The following is a 16132-nucleotide window of genomic DNA, read 5'->3' on the forward strand; positions in this document are numbered from 1 at the left end:
TGCCGGCTTCAGAATTAATACCATACCATGAGCAGGAGATTATTAGCATACTTTTTACTGGATACTTCAGGTTCTATGAACGGAGAGCCCATCCAGGCACTCAATAACGGATTTAACGGGCTGATAAGCATGCTCCGTGCAGATCCGCAAGCGATGGACAGTCTCCATCTGAGTGTGATTACTTTTGACCGTGAGGTTAAAAATATCATTCCATTAACGGATCTGGCCAGTTTTTACCCTATGGAAATCACCTGTCCGGACAGTGGACCTACCCATACCGGTGCGGCATTGGAGATGGTTTCGGAGCTGGTGAAGAAAGAACTGATCAGAGGTTCTTCGGATGAAAAAGAAGACTGGAGGCCGTTACTTTTTATATTTACCGACGGAAAACCATCCGATATCCAGAAATACAGACAGATGATCCCTGTGATCAGAGATCTGGAATTTGGAGCTATCGTAGGCTGTGCTGCAGGTCCAAAAGCAGATGAACAGTTTCTGAAGGAGCTTACAGACCATGTTGTAAAACTGGATACCACTGATGCGATCACGCTTTCCTCATTTTTCAAATGGGTAAGTTCATCCATCACAATGGGAGGGAAATCGCAGGGAACGGGAGAAAGTACACCGTTGCCGCCGCCGCCATCCGAGCTTAATATTATTATCTAAATCACTTGTCTTACTATACATCATGAGAAGACTTCCCATTTATTTTTTAGTCGATGTCTCCGAATCTATGGTTGGAGAGCCTATTGAGCAGGTACAGGAAGGTATTGCCAATATCATCAGAGAATTAAAGAAAGACCCGTATTCCCTGGAAACGGTCTATATTTCCATTATAGGTTTCGCGGGAGAGGCTGAGGTCATTACGCCGCTTCAGGATATCATCAGTTTTTATCCTCCGAAGATCCCGATTGGAAGCGGAACGTCGCTGTCTCAAGGTTTAATTAAAGTCATGGACTGCATAGACCGGGATATTGTGAAAACGACTTACGACAGAAAAGGCGACTGGAAACCTATCGTTTTTCTTTTTACAGACGGCGTTCCTACCGACGATGCCACAAAAGCGATTGAAAGATGGAACAATAAATACCATGGAAAGTCCAATACGATCGCAGTGTCGATAGGAGAAAATACCAATTATAAACTGCTTGGGACATTGTCTGACAACGTTTTGCTGTTTAATAATTCTGATGAAAATTCCTATAAAGAGTTTTTCAAATGGGTGACAGATTCCATTAAAACAACCAGCCAGAGCGTTACCGAAGCCAATAAAGAAGGCATTAACCTTTCCAAGATCGATTCTATTATTCTCGAAAAAGTAGATCCTGAACTGGAACAGAAGTTTCCGGACAATAATTTTGTTGTTTTGAACGGGAAATGTTCAGAAACGGAGAAACTGTATTTGATGAAGTTTAAAAAAACATTCGCCGAGTCCAGTATACCGGGAATGTCTACCAGATATTACCGACTGGATGGAGCCTATAAAATTGACGAAAAATCCTATTACAGGCTTTCCGCTTCCCAGAAAAATAATCTGAAAATTTCGATTGAAGAACTACAGGGAGGAACATCTTGTCCTCACTGTGCCAATCCCATCGCATTAGCAACCTGCTCATGTGGCGGAATTCACTGCCTGAAAGGAGAAGGGTACAACAAATGCCCATGGTGCGGAACTTCGGATTATTACGGATTTTCCAGCGAAGGATTTGATATTAACCGAACTTTGGGATAACGAAAAGAAATCCTATTGCCGAGACCCAACACAAAACCATGGAAAAAGCTCTTATTTACAGAGAAAAAGAAGAATTTAAAGAAGTTCATCTGGTGCTTAAAAATGCCAGTTCAAAGCAGTTCTATGAATACCATTTTGAGCTGGATGATTTTCCGAATATAAAGATTAAAAATATCGGCAATCTTCAGGAGACAGGACTTACTTTCGAAAACAATACAATATCGGGAATTCCATATGTAAACAGTGTCCATGATCTGGATATTGAATTCTATCATATCCATGATGAAAATAGTACGGAGATCAAGAAAGTGCATCTGTTCATTAATGCAGATCCGAAAGACCTTTGGAAGAACATTCCATCTGATACCAACGATGTCTATCATAAACCTGATGAAACATCTTACCAGGGGAAATTTTTGGATAAAAAAATCACTGTTGTTTCGAAAAGAGGACGTTCCCATGCCCATGAAGGAAAATTCAGAGATGATGATTTTGCTGTAGACGAACTTCCTGGTGGCTGGAATATTGTTTCAGTGGCAGATGGTGCCGGTTCTGCTGTTATGGCCAGAGAAGGTTCAAGACTGGCGGCAGTTTCAGTGAACAGCTTTTTCAATTCAGAAGAAGTTTTAACCAGAATCGAAAGAAATGTTGAAATCGTTTACACTAGCTCTGAACCGTCAAAAGAAATACAGTCTGAAGCCAGAGAAAATGTCCTAAAACTTCTGTATGAAGGAGTTTTGAATGTATACCATGTTTTGGATCAAACGGCAACAGAGCATTCATTCTCGATAAAAGATTTCCACACGACTTTGATTTTTGCCCTGACAAAAAAGTTTGACTTTGGTTATGTTATCCTCACGTTCGGAGTGGGAGATTGTCCGATCAACCTGATCAGTCCTGATTTTTCTGAAGTAAAGCTTCTGAATCAAATGGACGTTGGAGAATTTGGTGGTGGAACCCGTTTTATCACGATGAATGAGATCTTCAGCGATGATCCGGCTTCAAGATTTGGAATGACCTGCGTGAATGATTTTTCCTACCTCGTTTTGATGACAGATGGTATTTACGACCCAAAATTCATGACCGAAAACAAACTTGAAGATATCGACAGCTGGAAAGCATTCTTTAATGATCTGGCCGGAAACAATGATGACCGGACGAAAGTAGATTTTATTAACGATACCGACATTGACCAACAGCTTCTTACCTGGACCGATTTCTGGAGCCGCGGAAATCATGATGACAGAACACTCGCCATAATCTATTAAACATGAAAAAAACCGTTACAGTTGCTTCTATTCTGGATAACTCAAAATCCTATGAATATGTAGATGAAAGCCCGATTCGCGGCGGAGTGAAAGATGTCTATTTTTCGCCGGACAGGGAGTATGTGGTGGCATTTTACCGGACTCCTCTGGATGCCGGACAGAAAGAGCGTATCATGAGGATTGTTTCCACTTATCTTGGGAATATACAGAAAGGAAATTCATCAGATTACTTTCTGAATGAAATATTCAGGTGGCCGTATGATATCGTAGAAAAAAATAAACTGACTGGAATTGTGGTTCCCATTTACCATAAAAAATTCTTCTTTGCAAAAGGGTATATCGGATCAGATAATATTCAGGGGCAGGATAAAGTCGGGAAATGGTTCACTGCTCCGATGTTCAGGAATCAACAGTATCCGCTCAGGCTGGATCATTCGGAACTTGGGGATTGGCTGAGCTATTTTCAGATCACCATAAATATCAGCAGAGGCGTGAAAAAGCTTCACCAGATGGGGCTGGCGCATTCCGACCTTTCCTACAACAATATTCTGATAGATCCGGTGACGAAATCTGCCTGTATCATTGATATTGACGGATTGGTTGTCCCGAAACTCTTCCCACCGGAAGTTATCGGGACGGCGGATTTTATCGCTCCCGAAGTATTAAAGACCAAGCATCTCAGCATGCAGGATCCGGGAAGGCATCTGCCCAACCAGAAAACGGATCTTCATGCTTTGGCAGTGCTGATTTACATGTATCTGTTCAGAAGGCATCCTTTGAGAGGCGGAAAAATCTGGGATCTGGATTCCGAAAAAGATGAAGTGATTTCTATGGGGGAAAAAGCATTATTCATAGAACATTTCAGGGATCCATCCAATCAGGTGAAAGCAGATCATCTCAGAAAATGGGATGCGTTCTGGGGCGATCCTCAGAAAATTCCTTTTACGGCTGCGGGTCCTTATCTTTCCGAACTGTTTAGAAAAGCATTTATAGACGGACTCCACGATCCGATCCGACGTCCAACCGCCAATGAATGGGAAACCGCCCTGCTAAAGACGGCTGATCTGATTCAGCCCTGCCATAATACGGAATGTACCGAGAAATGGTATGTTTTCGACAATAGCAGCAATCCTAAATGCCCTTTCTGCGGAACACCACACCGGGGAACGCTTCCCGTACTGGATCTTTATTTTAAATTTGATGATGAGGTTTGGAAACCTGAAAACCACCGGCTGATGGTTTACAACAACCAGTATTTATTCAAATGGCATGTGTCAAGAAAGGTCATCAGAAATGAAAATCTTACGATGCAGGATAAAATGCCTGTCGGATATTTCACTTTTCATGAAGGGAGGTGGGTGCTGGTGAATCAGAGTCTGACTTCGATGAAAGATGTGACGGAGCAAAAAGAAATCCCACCCGGATCTATGGTGGAACTGACAGATGGAAAGAAAATACTTCTGTCTGCTGAAGAGGGCGGAAGGCTTATTTTTGTTACTTTGGCGAATCAATCATAATTTTTTTTATGGTTAATATTCTTTTTTAACCACAGATTGGACAGATTTTCACAGATGTTTGCGCATATTATCCAGCATAAAATCTTTGATTTTTTAGAACTTATGTGTACCTCTTATCCACGAAGTATGTAGCTTAAAAAATCACTTAAGTGTTGAAAGGCTTTTGTGACTTTTGTCGTTGATATTTTTTAACCACGGATTGCACAGATTTTCACAGCTGTTTGCGCACATTATCCAGTATAAAAATCTTTGATTTTTGAGAACTTATGTGTACTTCTTATCCACGAAGTATGTAGCTTAAAAAATCACTTAAGTGTTTAAAATCTTTTGTGACTTTTGTGGTTTGAAAAAAATTAGGGTGGGGGCTTCGAGAGCCTTAGCCCCCTCCAGAAATGTTTGTCATTAATGATTTTGTCGTCGGAGAGCTTAGTCATTAATGGTAGGCTACTGCAATGAAGTAAGTATCCTCTAAAGGTGGCTGAGGTTATCGAAGCCACCTTGAAATTCCATAAAAAAAGAATGCTCATCCTCGTCCACAGTCTTAAATCCCAGACTTGTATATAAATACTGAGCCTTATTGGTTTTTAGTACGCTTAAGGCTACTGTTTTTCCTGCAGCGGAAGCTTCCTCCAGAATATCTGTTAAAATCGTTTTTCCGAGTCCTTTACCCTGCTGGCTGGGATCTATCTGCAGTTGCAGTACTTCAGTTTTATCATCAGCTTTGTTGATCTTCAGTAATCCGGCTGGTTCATTGTTTAAAAGGATAATGTGAGCCTTGTCAAACTGATATTGTATTCTCTGAAGTGTTGTTTCCTTGTCCGTTGGGAGGTTTGAATCTGCGTAATGCGGATTCATGGTTTTTATTCTTAGATCAAGAAGGTAACCGATATCGTTTTCTGAGGCTTTTCTGTAGGTGATGATCGTATTCATAAGTTGTTGATGAGCTCCGGTTTATTAATAACCGTCTGGAATTAATAGGAATCTAAGATAACGATTCTTGCATTTTTTTCTGTATCAATTCTCAGTTTCATTTCAATGGACTGTTTAAAAAAAGCATAAGCATAGTAGATGGTCTGTGCGTAAGGACCCTTTTCATCAGAGGAACAGTCTTTTATAAAATCACATTCACTTTCAATTTCTTTGAACATGATCAGATTATTCTGATGGTCTGCCGTTATACGCTGGATGATGTCCTCTTCGTTTTTTGTAAAGTCATATTCATAACCATCCATTTTTCTATCCAGGATCATTTTCATCAGCAGGATCATATAATCATTGAATTTTAAAAAATCTGTTGAATCTATATTAACGCCGCCGTCACTATGCTTTAATCCATAATTCTCCAGTTCGTAGATAGGGAAATAATGGGTGTAGTTCCCATATTGAAACATATAGCTGGTGCAAACCGTTGAAGTAGGAAGCTCATAAAGCAAAATAATTCCATACCGGTTATACAAATCCCCGAGATGTTTTTCCATTGCGGAATAATTGCTCCCTGTAGAGTCTGAATATACCTCTTCACTCAGAAAAAGATTGATCTCAAACAGTTCATCGGCCGTGATGGTATTGATGTCACTTCTGACCTTTTCAAGTACTTTTTCAAAGGTGACATAATACGTACCTATTTCTTTTTTTCTGCCTTCCAGAAAGGTTTTAAATGTTCTGGTGTGGAATCTTTTGTGCTGCAGATCATCATGGAGACGGACAGATGCCTTCTCCTTATCGAACATATAAATTTCAGTATTTCTTCCCACGTGATTGTATGATCAGCTATTTCAAACCTATTTTCAGACCCATTTCTTTTTTCATATACAGCAGAACTTCTGCATTTCCTTTGGCATCGTCTATAGGATGATGCGTGTGTGCTGTTTTACGGAGATGTTTCCATTGGGCAAAAGTGTCTTTTTCCAGCCCGCAATATAGGTCAGAAAGTCTTCTTGATGAATAGCCGAATGGATTTTTCCCGGTAAAATGATGAAAATACCAGCAGATAAACATCCAGTCGAAACCGTTATTGTCGCTGATGAAAATAGGTCTTCCTTTGGAGTTTTTCTCAATCCATTCTTCAAATTCCAGCATGACTTCTTTTGGATCATCAAACTGTATCGTTTCTTCCCTGCTGAAGCCCGAAACAGCCAAAGCATCGGGATTGAATTTTTCCGAAATAGGTTTCAGTTTTCCATAGAACGTAGTATCCAGCTCCTCATTCACAAGGACTGCTCCAAAGCAGATCATCGAGAAATCTCCGGGAATCGGGCCATCCGATTCAATATCCACCATGATATAGCTCATCACTTTTATTTAATGAAACGAAGATATTGAAAATTACCTCACGAATCTGAAGATTTAAACGAGTTCAAAAAAATCTCTTCTTCCGATTTTTACCTTTGTCGCTGGGAGTAATTCAATTTCTTCATCAGGTTCCGTTATTTTGATATGATTAATCTGAATGCCTCCGCTTTGGATCATTCTTCGCACCGCTGATTTGCTGAGGTCACTTTTAAGCGCACTGCAGAGTTCCACCAGTGTGATCAGGTTTTCTTTATGATGAAATGAAGCTAAAGAAACGGGTTCATAGACTTTCTCCTCAGAATTTTTGCTCTGAAACTGACTGCTGAAAAATTCTTCTGCAAGTTCTGCCGCTGCATGATCATGGTATTGGGTGATGATATTCTTAGCGATCAGCTTCTTAATGTTCATCGGGTTTTCGCCGTTTTGTAATTTTAATTGTAAATCAGCCTTCTCCTCAGCAGAAAAATCAGAAGCAAGGTCAATAAATTCATCAATAAGGCTATCCGGGATCGACATGGTTTTTCCAAACATATCATTAGGCTCATCCGTCAGTCCGATAATATTGTTCAGTGATTTGCTCATTTTTTCTTTACCGTCAAGACCTTTAAGCAGAGGCATACACATCACCACCTGCGCCGACATCTGGTGAACCTCCTGAAGCTGTCTTCCCATCGTACAGTTGAAAAGCTGATCTGTTCCGCCCATCTCGATGTCGCATTCAATCTGTACAGAATCGAAGCCCTGAAGAATTGGGTACACAAGTTCATGCATCGCAATCGGTGTATTTTCTGTAAACCTTTTATTGAAATCATTTCTGTGCATCAGTTGGGCTACGGTTACCTTTGACATCAGCTGAATGACCTCTGAAAAATTTAAAGTGTCCAGCCAATCGGAATTAAAGACAATTTTGGTTTTTTCTACATCAATAATCTTCGAAAGCTGATTGATGTATGTCTGGGCATTATGATTCACATCTTCAACGCTTAACGGTTTCCGTGCCTTGTTTTTTCCAGTCGGATCACCAATTCTGGCCGTAAAACTTCCAACTACGATCACGATCTGATGTCCCAGTTCCTGAAACTGTTTCAGTTTTTTAAGCACCACCGCATGACCCAGATGTAGATCCGGAGCCGTAGGATCAAATCCCAGTTTGATAATTAATTTCCTGTTTTCCTGTTCAGCTTGTTTAAGTTTTTGTTCCAGACCGTTTTCCGGGAGGATGATGGCTGCATTTTCTTGTAATGTGTTGATCATAATAATTGAGTTTTTAAAACAAAAAAAGCCCGGACAATGCTGTCCGGGCTCTATATATAAATTAGTTGTTCTTGTTAAATTACAGATATAGAAAGTCTTCCCGAACGGTTCGCCGGGGAGTAATACTCACTGAAAAAAGGAAGACGCAATATGCTGTTTAATTGTTTCATTGATAATGTAAATATAAAAGCTTTTTGATGATAATCCAATATCTAAACCATTAAGACCCGCTGTAAAGTTCCATATCAGTTAGGATTTTAAAAAAAAACTTACTGTTCTTAACAGTTTATTTGTCCTAATGGTTTAAAATAAAGGTTTCAAAACAATTTTACTTACCGCTCTTGAAGCTAATTCCATGCCATAAATCCCTCATAAGCAAAATAAAGAATCGTTATAAATAATGCATATTTAATGACTTATTTTTTTCATCAGTTCTTTTGTCTTGAAATCAAAGATTCGACGTAGTCAAACAAAATGAACCAAAAATTCAAGGCTGGAATCTTTCACTAAAAATTAAAATTTGATCCTAAAATCCCCAAAACTCGTGCGGATTTGCTGTAACAGTTTCAGTTCGATATGCTACCCGCACTCAGACAGTGGGAATTTTTTAACGGATCAAATTTTAATTTTTTTAACGCTCAAGCTTCCGAGGCCGATGAGCGAGAAAAGTAATCCGTAAAAATTTTAAAGGTTAAAAACCGGCTGTGAATACGTATTTCTGATCTGTTCTTTCCAAATATCCACTTCCTCGGGAGATGCTTTATCCGCTTTATCAAAAAAGAAGTGTTGGATGATTTCAAAACCGCTGTACAGGAAAATTCCGTTGTCGGAAGTCAGGGTGAGTGCTTTGTCCATGCCCATGCGTTCATATTCTTCGTGAGATTTTCCGTGGGTATTGATAATAACCGCTTTTTTCCCTTTTAACAGTCCCTTCTGTACACCCTGATCATATCGGTAGGCGAAACCATAACTGAAAACCCTGTCAATGTATCCTTTGATGATGGCAGGCATTCCGGTCCACCAGATGGGGTAAATGAAAGTAATCTGTTCTGCCCAGGAAATATAATCCTGTTCTGTTTTTACATCGTCTGCAATTTTCCCGGCAAACTGTCCCTGCATGTCTTCGAATGAAAAAACCGGATCAAATCCTATTTTGTTCAGATCTCTTATCTGTAGGTCGTGATGGTCTTTTTCCAGGCTTTCGATAACGGTTTGAAGTAAACCGTTGTTCAGGCTGTTTTCATTGGGATGTGCGTAAATGATTAAATGTCTCATCGTTTTTATTGTTTAAATTAATAAGACAAATGTAGCGCAGCAGGAACTGCAGAAATTGTAAGAAAACGAAACGGAATCAGTCTGATCCGGAGCGGCAGATGTCCTTTTGGAATTTTACGTATTTAGAAGGAGAAATATTAATGAAATGTTTGAAATCATGGATGAGCTGGCTTTGATCATAGTAACCACATTGGTCAATAACGCTGAACCATTCTATTTTGTTGCCACTTTCCTGTTCTTTTTCAATAAGAGTAATTGCTTTGAGAAAACGGCTGTATCGGGCGAGTTCTTTGGAAGAATACCCAAACTGTTCTTTCTGCTTCAGCTGGATATTTCTTTCACTTTGGTGGGTATGTTCGGCGATGGTTTTGACAGGGTTCAGACTGATGTTTTCAAAATTGCTCAGCAGGCGGCTTGTTTCATCCTGATCCTGAAGATAAGGACGGCAGAATTCAAGAATATGCGCGGTTTTTTCCTGTGGGGAAGCAAATTCAGAGATCTGATGCCAGAGTTCCGTAAAACAATTGTCTTTCAAAAGTTCATCGGGATGAGTGCCCTGAGTGGAAATCATTGCTTTTCCAAAGAAACGGTAAAAAGCATCGTCTTTAAAATTAGCCACCAGAATAGAACTTCCCGCAGGAAGTGTATAATCAAAGGCTTGCCGTACGGGTCCCAGCACAACACATTTGTCCACTTCAGCGATGGTGTTTTCCTGAGTGGTCATAAAAACATTCTCCCCAAAACAGAAGAGCATAATCGTTTGATAGGAGGGAAGCAGGGTTTTCGTAACAGAATCGGAAGAGCCATTTTCAGCAAAATAAAAATGCGTAAATACACTTTCAAATTCCTGTGGAACCGATATTTTGAGCTGATGATATTCCGGGTGTGATTCCTGCATGGTAAAGATTTTTAATAAGTCAATGGTGAATTTTGCTTCGCAAGTGAATGGTGAATTTTAGCATCGGGATGCGGGTTTCGTGGTTCAAACCAAGAGTTACCTGTTACATCCATATACTTTCAATCCCAAATTCCCTACCTCCAAAACTCATAACTTATAATTTATAACTCATAACTCTAATTTAAGTCTTTCTCCATTTTATAATTGGTGAGATCAATTCCTTTTACATTGACGGTTTGCTCTTTGATGACTTTAAAACCCATTTTTTCAAAGAAAGGTCTGGCTGTTTTACTGACATCAGCGGCCAATGTTTTTTCTTTCCGGAGGGTGGCTTCCTGTTCGATAAAGGTATACATTTTCCGGGCAATTCCCTGATTTTGAAAATCCTTATGAACGAAAAGCAGATCAATATAATTTCCCCGATCCAGAGTGCAAAATCCCGCCATTTGGCCATTAATTTTAGCTATAATGACTAACTGACTATCTATTACCCTGAGCCATCTTTCTTCATTTTCCGCTCCGGATTTCCATGCATTAATCTGATCGCTGCTGTAATCGTTTTGGCAGACCGTCGTAACGGTATCTGTAAAAAGGGTGCGCATTTCTGTCAGGTCGCTGGAGTTGCCTTTTCTGATGATCATAATTAGCTGATATATTTTAATTCATAAATTTTTTGCTGTTCTTCGGTAAGCAGCGGATAAAAAAGATTCATCTGAATCAATGCATAATGCTTTACCGCCTCCTCTTTGTTGAGTTTAAAAGAAAGGCTGTTGTGGATGAGCCAGTTGTCTGCAATAATGAAAATCTGTGTGGTGAGGCTTCCCAGGATAAAATCCGGAACATTGTTTCTGAAAATATGGTCTTTCTGAAAACCTTTGAAAATCTCCCTGAACTCGTCCTTTCTGGTGATATTAATAGATTCATACTGTGATTCTATGACCGGAATTTTTTTAAGAATATCAAAGAAATTCATGAAGATAAAACGGAAAGAATAAAAAACCTCATAGGTTGAAAAAGTAAAGTGATAAAGATCTTCCAGTGTTTTATTTTCTATTATCCGGAGATCATTCATTAAAGCATCCATTTTAAGGATCAGTTCAGAAAAAAGGATCTTGATAATATCTTCCGAATGTTTAAAATGATAATGCAGATTTCCCGCACTGATGTTCAGATCGGCTGCAATATGCCTTGTGGTGATATTGTTGTAGCCTTTTTCATTGAATAACTCCAATGCTTTCGATAAGATTTTATCCTTGGTTTTCATGATCCAAATATAAGAGACTTTAAATCATATTTCAAAATTAGAACATTTGTTCTAGTTTTTATATCTTTGCCCTATAAAATCTACCGGGATGGAAGGGAAAGAAATATTCAATTATGAAACCGCCGAAAACAGAGACTCCAAAAAAGGAAAAGAGATACAGGAAACGCTCGTGAAAATCCTACAGATCATTATCGGATTCATCATGGCCATACTTCATATGTGATGAAAAATAAAATTTCATACTGGTTTTTGCTCGGGATTGCCGCCTGGCTGTTGATTATTTTTCTGAGAAAGAAAGGAATTATCATTCCGGTGATCAGCAATCATCTGACTGATTGTATCACGGTTCCCATGTACACTTATCTGATAGAATATCTGATGAATAACATTCTGGGCTATCACTGGAAACCCGATTTTAAATTTATTTTGTCTTCAACATTATATCTTTCAATTTTGTTTGAAGTAATCTGTCCAATGCTTTCGGAAAAATTTACAGTAGATATTTTGGATGTTGTCGCTTATCTCGCGGGAGGTATCGTTTATTATTTTATCAGAGCTGGATTAATTAGGCTTTTTAAAGGTGATGATATGTAGAAAACCCATTGTTTTCTGATATTCAATCATGAGTCGCTCTTTTTGAAAATAATATTTAAATGAATATATAGCATCTCCTGAATTGAATGTTATTTTATTAGGTTTCGCACTGTACTCAAATACTGAGGTTTTTGCTGCATTATGGATTGAAAATGTATTATAATTAAAATTTAGTGAACTTATCTCCTTTAAACGGATATTAATTATTTCTTCATCCTGCAGGTATCCAGCCATGATTTTATTTTCAGGTGAGTCTGATAAGGGAATTGTCTTAAAATCAACAGTCTTCCATTCTCCAAGTAGTTTTTTTCGTTGCTTTTCCGTTTCTTCAGCCTTTGATACTTCTTTTTTCATATCATCCAGCTGGAAATCATTTCGAAAAAAGCTTCCGTAATAATCTTTTCCTTCTACAATAATCTTGTTGGAATCTAAAACCTTTATTTGAAATAAGGCCTTGTCCCGGTCATACATTTCCAATCCTTTTAACTGAAGATTCTTATTGAGCAGATACTTTTTACCCCAATAGGTTGTTCGTGCTGCATGACCGTTCTCAAAATGCAGAAATTCCCGCCAATGATCATTGTCTTTGGTGACCAGAGAGTCGGAAAGCCACTCACCGTTGAATAATTCAGGTTGATAGTCTTTATAGCAGGAGACCAGCAGAAATCCTGTACAAATCAGGAAACTGCCGGTCAGTATTTTTTGTAGCAGCATGGTTAAAATGTATCTGCTTCTAAATTATAAAATAAAGTTTAATTTCCTCCGCCTGCCCGCTTGGATTCTTCAAATTTCACTTCCTTCGTAGCTCCTTTTACATTATTGTTCCCGAATTTATACGTTACGGAAAGATAGAGATTTCGGGTAATGCCTTTATTATAATATTCCACATCATAATTCGGATAATATTCTATTCCCTTGTTTCGGTTGGTATTCAGAATATCATTCACATACAGGTTGATCAGAAGTTTTTTCTCCATCAGATTCAGTTTCATTCCGGTATAAACAGAGGTATTGGCAAAATAATAGGTATTTCCGTCTCTGTTCGGGAGATTGCTCCAAAGTCCCAGCATTAAAGTAAGGGTCTTGCTTTTATTCAGGAAGAAATTATTATCAACATTGAAATTCGCACTATATCCTTTAGGTGCAGCTATGGCCGTTGGATCGTAAGATTTTGTTTTGGAATAAAAAGCATTCACAAAAACATTGGATTCCAGCCATTTCAGCTTGTTATAATTATAACTGATGTTGATCCCGGTCTGATCTTCATTAAAGAAATTTTTCACAATACTGTATTTCGATTTCCCTTCCACTACCTGAATCCTGTCCCAGTCATCTTTCGTTTTGTTGTAATATAAAGTGACATTAAAATTATTATTTAAGACATATCCGAACTCCATATTATCTGAGAACGAAGGCAACAGATAAGGATTTCCCGTACTGTACTCCAGTTCTGAAACATAAAATTTAAACGGATTCAGATTTCCGAAATACGGCCTTGAAATTCTCCTTGAATAATTGATGGAAAACGCGTTACTTTCGTTCGGTTTATAACTGATATACGCAGTAGGGAATAGTTTTCCGTATTTGATTTTCGCGGAAGAATCATCATTCATAGAAATTCCTTCCAGGGTTGTATATTCGTAGCGAAGCCCTGCTTTAGCATCCCATTTATCATTGATCTTAAAATTGGCTGATGCATAAGCTGCGTAATTCTGTTCGTTGTAAAAGAAAGTATTTGTTCTTTTTGTGTTAAGAATATACTGGTCATTCTCAATATTGAAGAAATTAAATTCAGAATCATTTTTAATCTTCGTATACTTCAGCCCGGCTTCTGTTTTAATCTTACCGAAATTCTTCTCAAGATCCGCCTGACCTGAATAAATTCTGTACTCACTCACCGGGTTCGCAAAAGTAGAAACGATGTCCGAAGTAATGGTATTGTAAAAATTTCTCGCATTGGAATTATTAAGCATCATATTCGCCGTTAAGCTCAGCTTGCTTCCCGAAGAATCAATTTTCACATCATAAAACGCACTCGCATTATGAATATTTCTGCGGTTTCTGTTATTGAAATTTGACGCAACATCCAGATAGCCGTCCTTGTCGAAAATACTGGCTTTGCTTCCGCCCCTTTCTATCGGATTACTGAAAGAATAGTTGTAATTGAATCCTACCAGGTTTTTATCATTGATTTTATATTCACCTTTTAAGCCGCCTCCTTTATAGCGATAATTGTTGATGTTGGTACTGTTTGTTTTCCAGTAATTGTTGTCCGTAGTTCCGGTAAGATAGTTATAAGAGCGGTTTTCCCAATAATTGTCACCGATAGATAAATTGCTGGTAATCGAAAGTTTTTCTCCTTGGTAATTAAAAGTAGCACCACTTCTGGTTGATGTCGTAGGTCTTCCCCAATAAGAACTCCCCGAAGTCTGAATGGAACCGTTCCAGCCCAGACTCGAATTTTTCTTAAGGACAATATTGATCAGTCCGCTTTTTCCTTCCGCTTCATATTTGGCTGGCGGTGTGGTGATCACTTCGATCTTTAAAATATCGTCTGAACGGATGGTTTTCAAATAATTGATAAGTTCCTGGCCATTCAGGTTCAAAAGTCTGTCATTGATCATAACAGCGACATTACTTTTTCCGGCGATACTGATCGCATCATCCGTGGCACGAACCATCGGCGTTTTTGCAAGTGCTTCCACAGCATCAATTCCCTGTGAGGCTACAGAATTTTCTACATTGAAGACCAATCGGTCTACTTTTCTTTCAAATAATTTCTTTTTGGCAGTAAGAGTGACACCTTCCAATTTTTGTTCTACCGGAGCTTCTTTCAGTTGAATGTCTTTTTTCGAATTTCCTTTTACAGTAATATTTTCACTGTTGGTTTTTACCCCGTCTTTTATAATTTCAAGAATATAATTTCCGTCTTCTTTTAATGGAATTTTAAACATCCCATTCTCGTCTGTGATCGCAGAAAATTTGATATCTGCTTTTGTAATGAGGACTTCAGTTTCCGGAGCCGGTTTATTTTGTAGGTCGATAACTTTTCCTTCTATGCTTTGCGCGAAAAAGTAAGTGGATGAGACAAGGCTTAAAAGAAGGATAATCTTTCTGTTCATGGTTTGCTTTTCATATATAACAGTTCACCGGATGGTGGCATTACATAAAAAGTTGGAAAAAAAAGAGAAGCTTTCCGTAAATCAGGTTTTGTTTTGGCTATTTTTGTAATATATTCCGAAAAATATTTCATCATGCATGACAGGCTTTTACAGGAGATGAATTCTGATTTTAATTTCAGTTCTGATGAAATTGAAACGGTTAAACTGTACTTTGAACCAGTCAGTTATCCAAAAAATACACTTCTGGAGGAAGCCGGAAATATTCCCGGACATCTGTACTATATTGTTTCAGGATACCTCAGGCTGTTTTATATGGATGAGGGCGGCAATGAAGTGACGACACATATCAACTGTCCTCCCGGATTTTTCACGTCTTATACTCATTTTATCAGCCAGACCAGATCTGAAGATCATGTACAGTGTATCACGGACTGCAGCCTTTTAAGAATTACTAAAGAAAACCTTGATAAGCTGGTCAGCAGCAGTCGGACGATGAAAGATTTCAGTATTTCAGTATTTCAGAAATCCATTGCTTACAATGAAAACCGTTCCAGAGAACTATCCGTCCTGAATGCGGAACAACGTTATCTTCAACTGATAGACAATTACCCGGAGATCATTCAGAATGTTCCCATTCAGTATATCGCTTCTTTTTTGGGAATGAAGCCGGAAAGTCTGAGCAGGATTCGGAGAAAAATAATTAACTGAATAAGAGACAAGAACCAAGAACCAAGATGCTAGACATCTGTACGTCCCTGAAATAAGTTGACCAAAAAAAGATCAATTTATTATGAAAGCTAACATCAGACTTATTAAAAAGAACAGGATTTATTCTGCAGATTTTAAACGTGAAATTGTTTCTCTCTTTGAAAAAGGCAGCTACAGTGTTCCTCAGTTGGAAAAACTTTATGGAATT

The 16132-nt window shown here is 38.6% G+C and carries 17 protein-coding genes; 7 read left to right on the plus strand and 10 right to left on the minus strand.

Features of this window, described 5'->3' with window-relative positions:
- The first annotated feature begins 27 nt into the window (after positions 1 to 27).
- Genes IW22_RS22370 through IW22_RS22385 form a run of 4 tightly spaced genes read left to right on the plus strand, consistent with a single transcriptional unit; the run spans position 28 to position 4517 of the window.
- The gene (locus tag IW22_RS22370; RefSeq protein ID WP_034731558.1) at positions 28 to 666 is read left to right on the plus strand and encodes a vWA domain-containing protein; all 639 of its coding nucleotides are present in this window, start codon (positions 28 to 30) and stop codon (positions 664 to 666) included.
- A 22-nt stretch (positions 667 to 688) separates the two neighbouring features.
- On the plus strand, positions 689 to 1732 hold the full coding sequence (locus IW22_RS22375) for a TerY-C metal binding domain-containing protein (RefSeq protein WP_034731560.1): 1044 nt from the start codon (positions 689 to 691) through the stop codon (positions 1730 to 1732).
- Positions 1733 to 1770: 38 nt separating this feature from the next.
- Entirely contained in the window at positions 1771 to 3000 is a 1230-nt protein-coding gene (locus IW22_RS22380; protein WP_051891356.1) for a PP2C family serine/threonine-protein phosphatase, read from the plus strand.
- Between the two features lie 2 nt (positions 3001 to 3002).
- Positions 3003 to 4517 carry a helix-hairpin-helix domain-containing protein gene (locus tag IW22_RS22385; protein WP_034731563.1) on the plus strand — a complete coding sequence of 505 codons (1515 nt, stop codon included), beginning with the start codon at positions 3003 to 3005 and terminating at the stop codon, positions 4515 to 4517.
- Positions 4518 to 4985: 468 nt separating this feature from the next.
- Here the strand turns inward: IW22_RS22385 and IW22_RS22390 are convergent, their stop codons facing one another.
- The 8 genes from IW22_RS22390 to IW22_RS22425 all read right to left on the minus strand — a co-directional run bounded on the left by IW22_RS22390 (position 4986) and on the right by IW22_RS22425 (position 11500).
- Entirely contained in the window at positions 4986 to 5447 is a 462-nt protein-coding gene (locus IW22_RS22390; protein ID WP_034731565.1) for a GNAT family N-acetyltransferase, read from the minus strand.
- 41 nt (positions 5448 to 5488) lie between these two features.
- On the minus strand, positions 5489 to 6271 hold the full coding sequence (locus tag IW22_RS22395; RefSeq protein ID WP_131401781.1) for a hypothetical protein: 783 nt from the start codon (positions 6269 to 6271) through the stop codon (positions 5489 to 5491).
- Positions 6272 to 6287: 16 nt separating this feature from the next.
- Entirely contained in the window at positions 6288 to 6809 is a 522-nt protein-coding gene (locus IW22_RS22400; RefSeq protein WP_034731571.1) for a 3'-5' exoribonuclease domain-containing protein, read from the minus strand.
- 54 nt (positions 6810 to 6863) lie between these two features.
- Positions 6864 to 8063: a tyrosine--tRNA ligase gene (gene tyrS / locus IW22_RS22405; RefSeq protein WP_034731573.1), complete on the minus strand. Its 1200-nt coding sequence runs from the start codon at positions 8061 to 8063 to the stop codon at positions 6864 to 6866.
- A gap of 684 nt (positions 8064 to 8747) precedes the next feature.
- On the minus strand, positions 8748 to 9338 hold the full coding sequence (locus IW22_RS22410) for an NAD(P)H-dependent oxidoreductase (RefSeq protein ID WP_034731576.1): 591 nt from the start codon (positions 9336 to 9338) through the stop codon (positions 8748 to 8750).
- Positions 9339 to 9414: 76 nt separating this feature from the next.
- Positions 9415 to 10236 carry a helix-turn-helix domain-containing protein gene (locus tag IW22_RS22415; protein ID WP_034731580.1) on the minus strand — a complete coding sequence of 274 codons (822 nt, stop codon included), beginning with the start codon at positions 10234 to 10236 and terminating at the stop codon, positions 9415 to 9417.
- Between the two features lie 176 nt (positions 10237 to 10412).
- Complete coding sequence (locus IW22_RS22420; protein ID WP_034731583.1) at positions 10413 to 10877, minus strand: GNAT family N-acetyltransferase; 465 nt, start codon at positions 10875 to 10877, stop codon at positions 10413 to 10415.
- 2 nt (positions 10878 to 10879) lie between these two features.
- Positions 10880 to 11500, minus strand: a complete 621-nt coding sequence (locus tag IW22_RS22425) for a TetR/AcrR family transcriptional regulator (RefSeq protein WP_034731586.1) — start codon at positions 11498 to 11500, stop codon at positions 10880 to 10882.
- Between the two features lie 88 nt (positions 11501 to 11588).
- Between IW22_RS22425 and IW22_RS24745 the strand changes: the two genes are divergently transcribed.
- Both IW22_RS24745 and IW22_RS22430 read left to right on the plus strand, forming a co-directional pair.
- A complete protein-coding gene (locus tag IW22_RS24745) occupies positions 11589 to 11723 on the plus strand; it encodes a hypothetical protein (protein WP_262483643.1) in 135 nt (44 codons plus the stop codon).
- Positions 11723 to 12094 (plus strand): hypothetical protein, encoded by a 372-nt coding sequence (locus IW22_RS22430; RefSeq protein ID WP_034731589.1) that lies wholly within the window; start codon positions 11723 to 11725, stop codon positions 12092 to 12094. Before IW22_RS24745 ends, IW22_RS22430 begins: the two co-directional genes overlap by 1 nt.
- Here the strand turns inward: IW22_RS22430 and IW22_RS22435 are convergent.
- Both IW22_RS22435 and IW22_RS22440 read right to left on the minus strand, forming a co-directional pair.
- Positions 12062 to 12808, minus strand: coding sequence for a hypothetical protein (locus IW22_RS22435; protein WP_034731592.1), 747 nt, complete (start codon positions 12806 to 12808; stop codon positions 12062 to 12064). The two genes, IW22_RS22430 and IW22_RS22435, sit on opposite strands and share 33 nt — an antisense overlap.
- Before the next feature lie 38 nt (positions 12809 to 12846).
- Entirely contained in the window at positions 12847 to 15216 is a 2370-nt protein-coding gene (locus tag IW22_RS22440; RefSeq protein ID WP_034731595.1) for an outer membrane beta-barrel family protein, read from the minus strand.
- Positions 15217 to 15348: 132 nt separating this feature from the next.
- On the opposite strand from IW22_RS22440, the gene IW22_RS22445 reads away from it, so the two are divergent.
- Positions 15349 to 15924 carry a Crp/Fnr family transcriptional regulator gene (locus tag IW22_RS22445; RefSeq protein WP_034731597.1) on the plus strand — a complete coding sequence of 192 codons (576 nt, stop codon included), beginning with the start codon at positions 15349 to 15351 and terminating at the stop codon, positions 15922 to 15924.
- Positions 15925 to 16132: the final 208 nt, after the last annotated feature.

This window comes from Chryseobacterium sp. JM1 (assembly GCF_000737715.1).
Classification (GTDB): Bacteria; Bacteroidota; Bacteroidia; order Flavobacteriales; family Weeksellaceae; genus Chryseobacterium.

Coding starts and splice junctions, on each gene's coding strand:
- IW22_RS22425 (WP_034731586.1), bottom strand. CDS start 11,500: ATGAAAACCAAGGATAAAATCTTATCGAAAGCATTGGAGTTATTCAAT.
- IW22_RS24745 (WP_262483643.1), top strand. CDS start 11,589: ATGGAAGGGAAAGAAATATTCAATTATGAAACCGCCGAAAACAGAGAC.
- IW22_RS22375 (WP_034731560.1), top strand. CDS start 689: ATGAGAAGACTTCCCATTTATTTTTTAGTCGATGTCTCCGAATCTATG.
- IW22_RS22380 (WP_051891356.1), top strand. CDS start 1,771: ATGGAAAAAGCTCTTATTTACAGAGAAAAAGAAGAATTTAAAGAAGTT.
- IW22_RS22410 (WP_034731576.1), bottom strand. CDS start 9,338: ATGAGACATTTAATCATTTACGCACATCCCAATGAAAACAGCCTGAAC.
- IW22_RS22435 (WP_034731592.1), bottom strand. CDS start 12,808: ATGCTGCTACAAAAAATACTGACCGGCAGTTTCCTGATTTGTACAGGA.
- IW22_RS22430 (WP_034731589.1), top strand. CDS start 11,723: ATGAAAAATAAAATTTCATACTGGTTTTTGCTCGGGATTGCCGCCTGG.
- IW22_RS22370 (WP_034731558.1), top strand. CDS start 28: ATGAGCAGGAGATTATTAGCATACTTTTTACTGGATACTTCAGGTTCT.
- IW22_RS22440 (WP_034731595.1), bottom strand. CDS start 15,216: ATGAACAGAAAGATTATCCTTCTTTTAAGCCTTGTCTCATCCACTTAC.
- IW22_RS22400 (WP_034731571.1), bottom strand. CDS start 6,809: ATGAGCTATATCATGGTGGATATTGAATCGGATGGCCCGATTCCCGGA.
- IW22_RS22415 (WP_034731580.1), bottom strand. CDS start 10,236: ATGCAGGAATCACACCCGGAATATCATCAGCTCAAAATATCGGTTCCA.
- IW22_RS22385 (WP_034731563.1), top strand. CDS start 3,003: ATGAAAAAAACCGTTACAGTTGCTTCTATTCTGGATAACTCAAAATCC.
- IW22_RS22420 (WP_034731583.1), bottom strand. CDS start 10,877: ATGATCATCAGAAAAGGCAACTCCAGCGACCTGACAGAAATGCGCACC.
- IW22_RS22445 (WP_034731597.1), top strand. CDS start 15,349: ATGCATGACAGGCTTTTACAGGAGATGAATTCTGATTTTAATTTCAGT.
- IW22_RS22390 (WP_034731565.1), bottom strand. CDS start 5,447: ATGAATACGATCATCACCTACAGAAAAGCCTCAGAAAACGATATCGGT.
- tyrS (WP_034731573.1), bottom strand. CDS start 8,063: ATGATCAACACATTACAAGAAAATGCAGCCATCATCCTCCCGGAAAAC.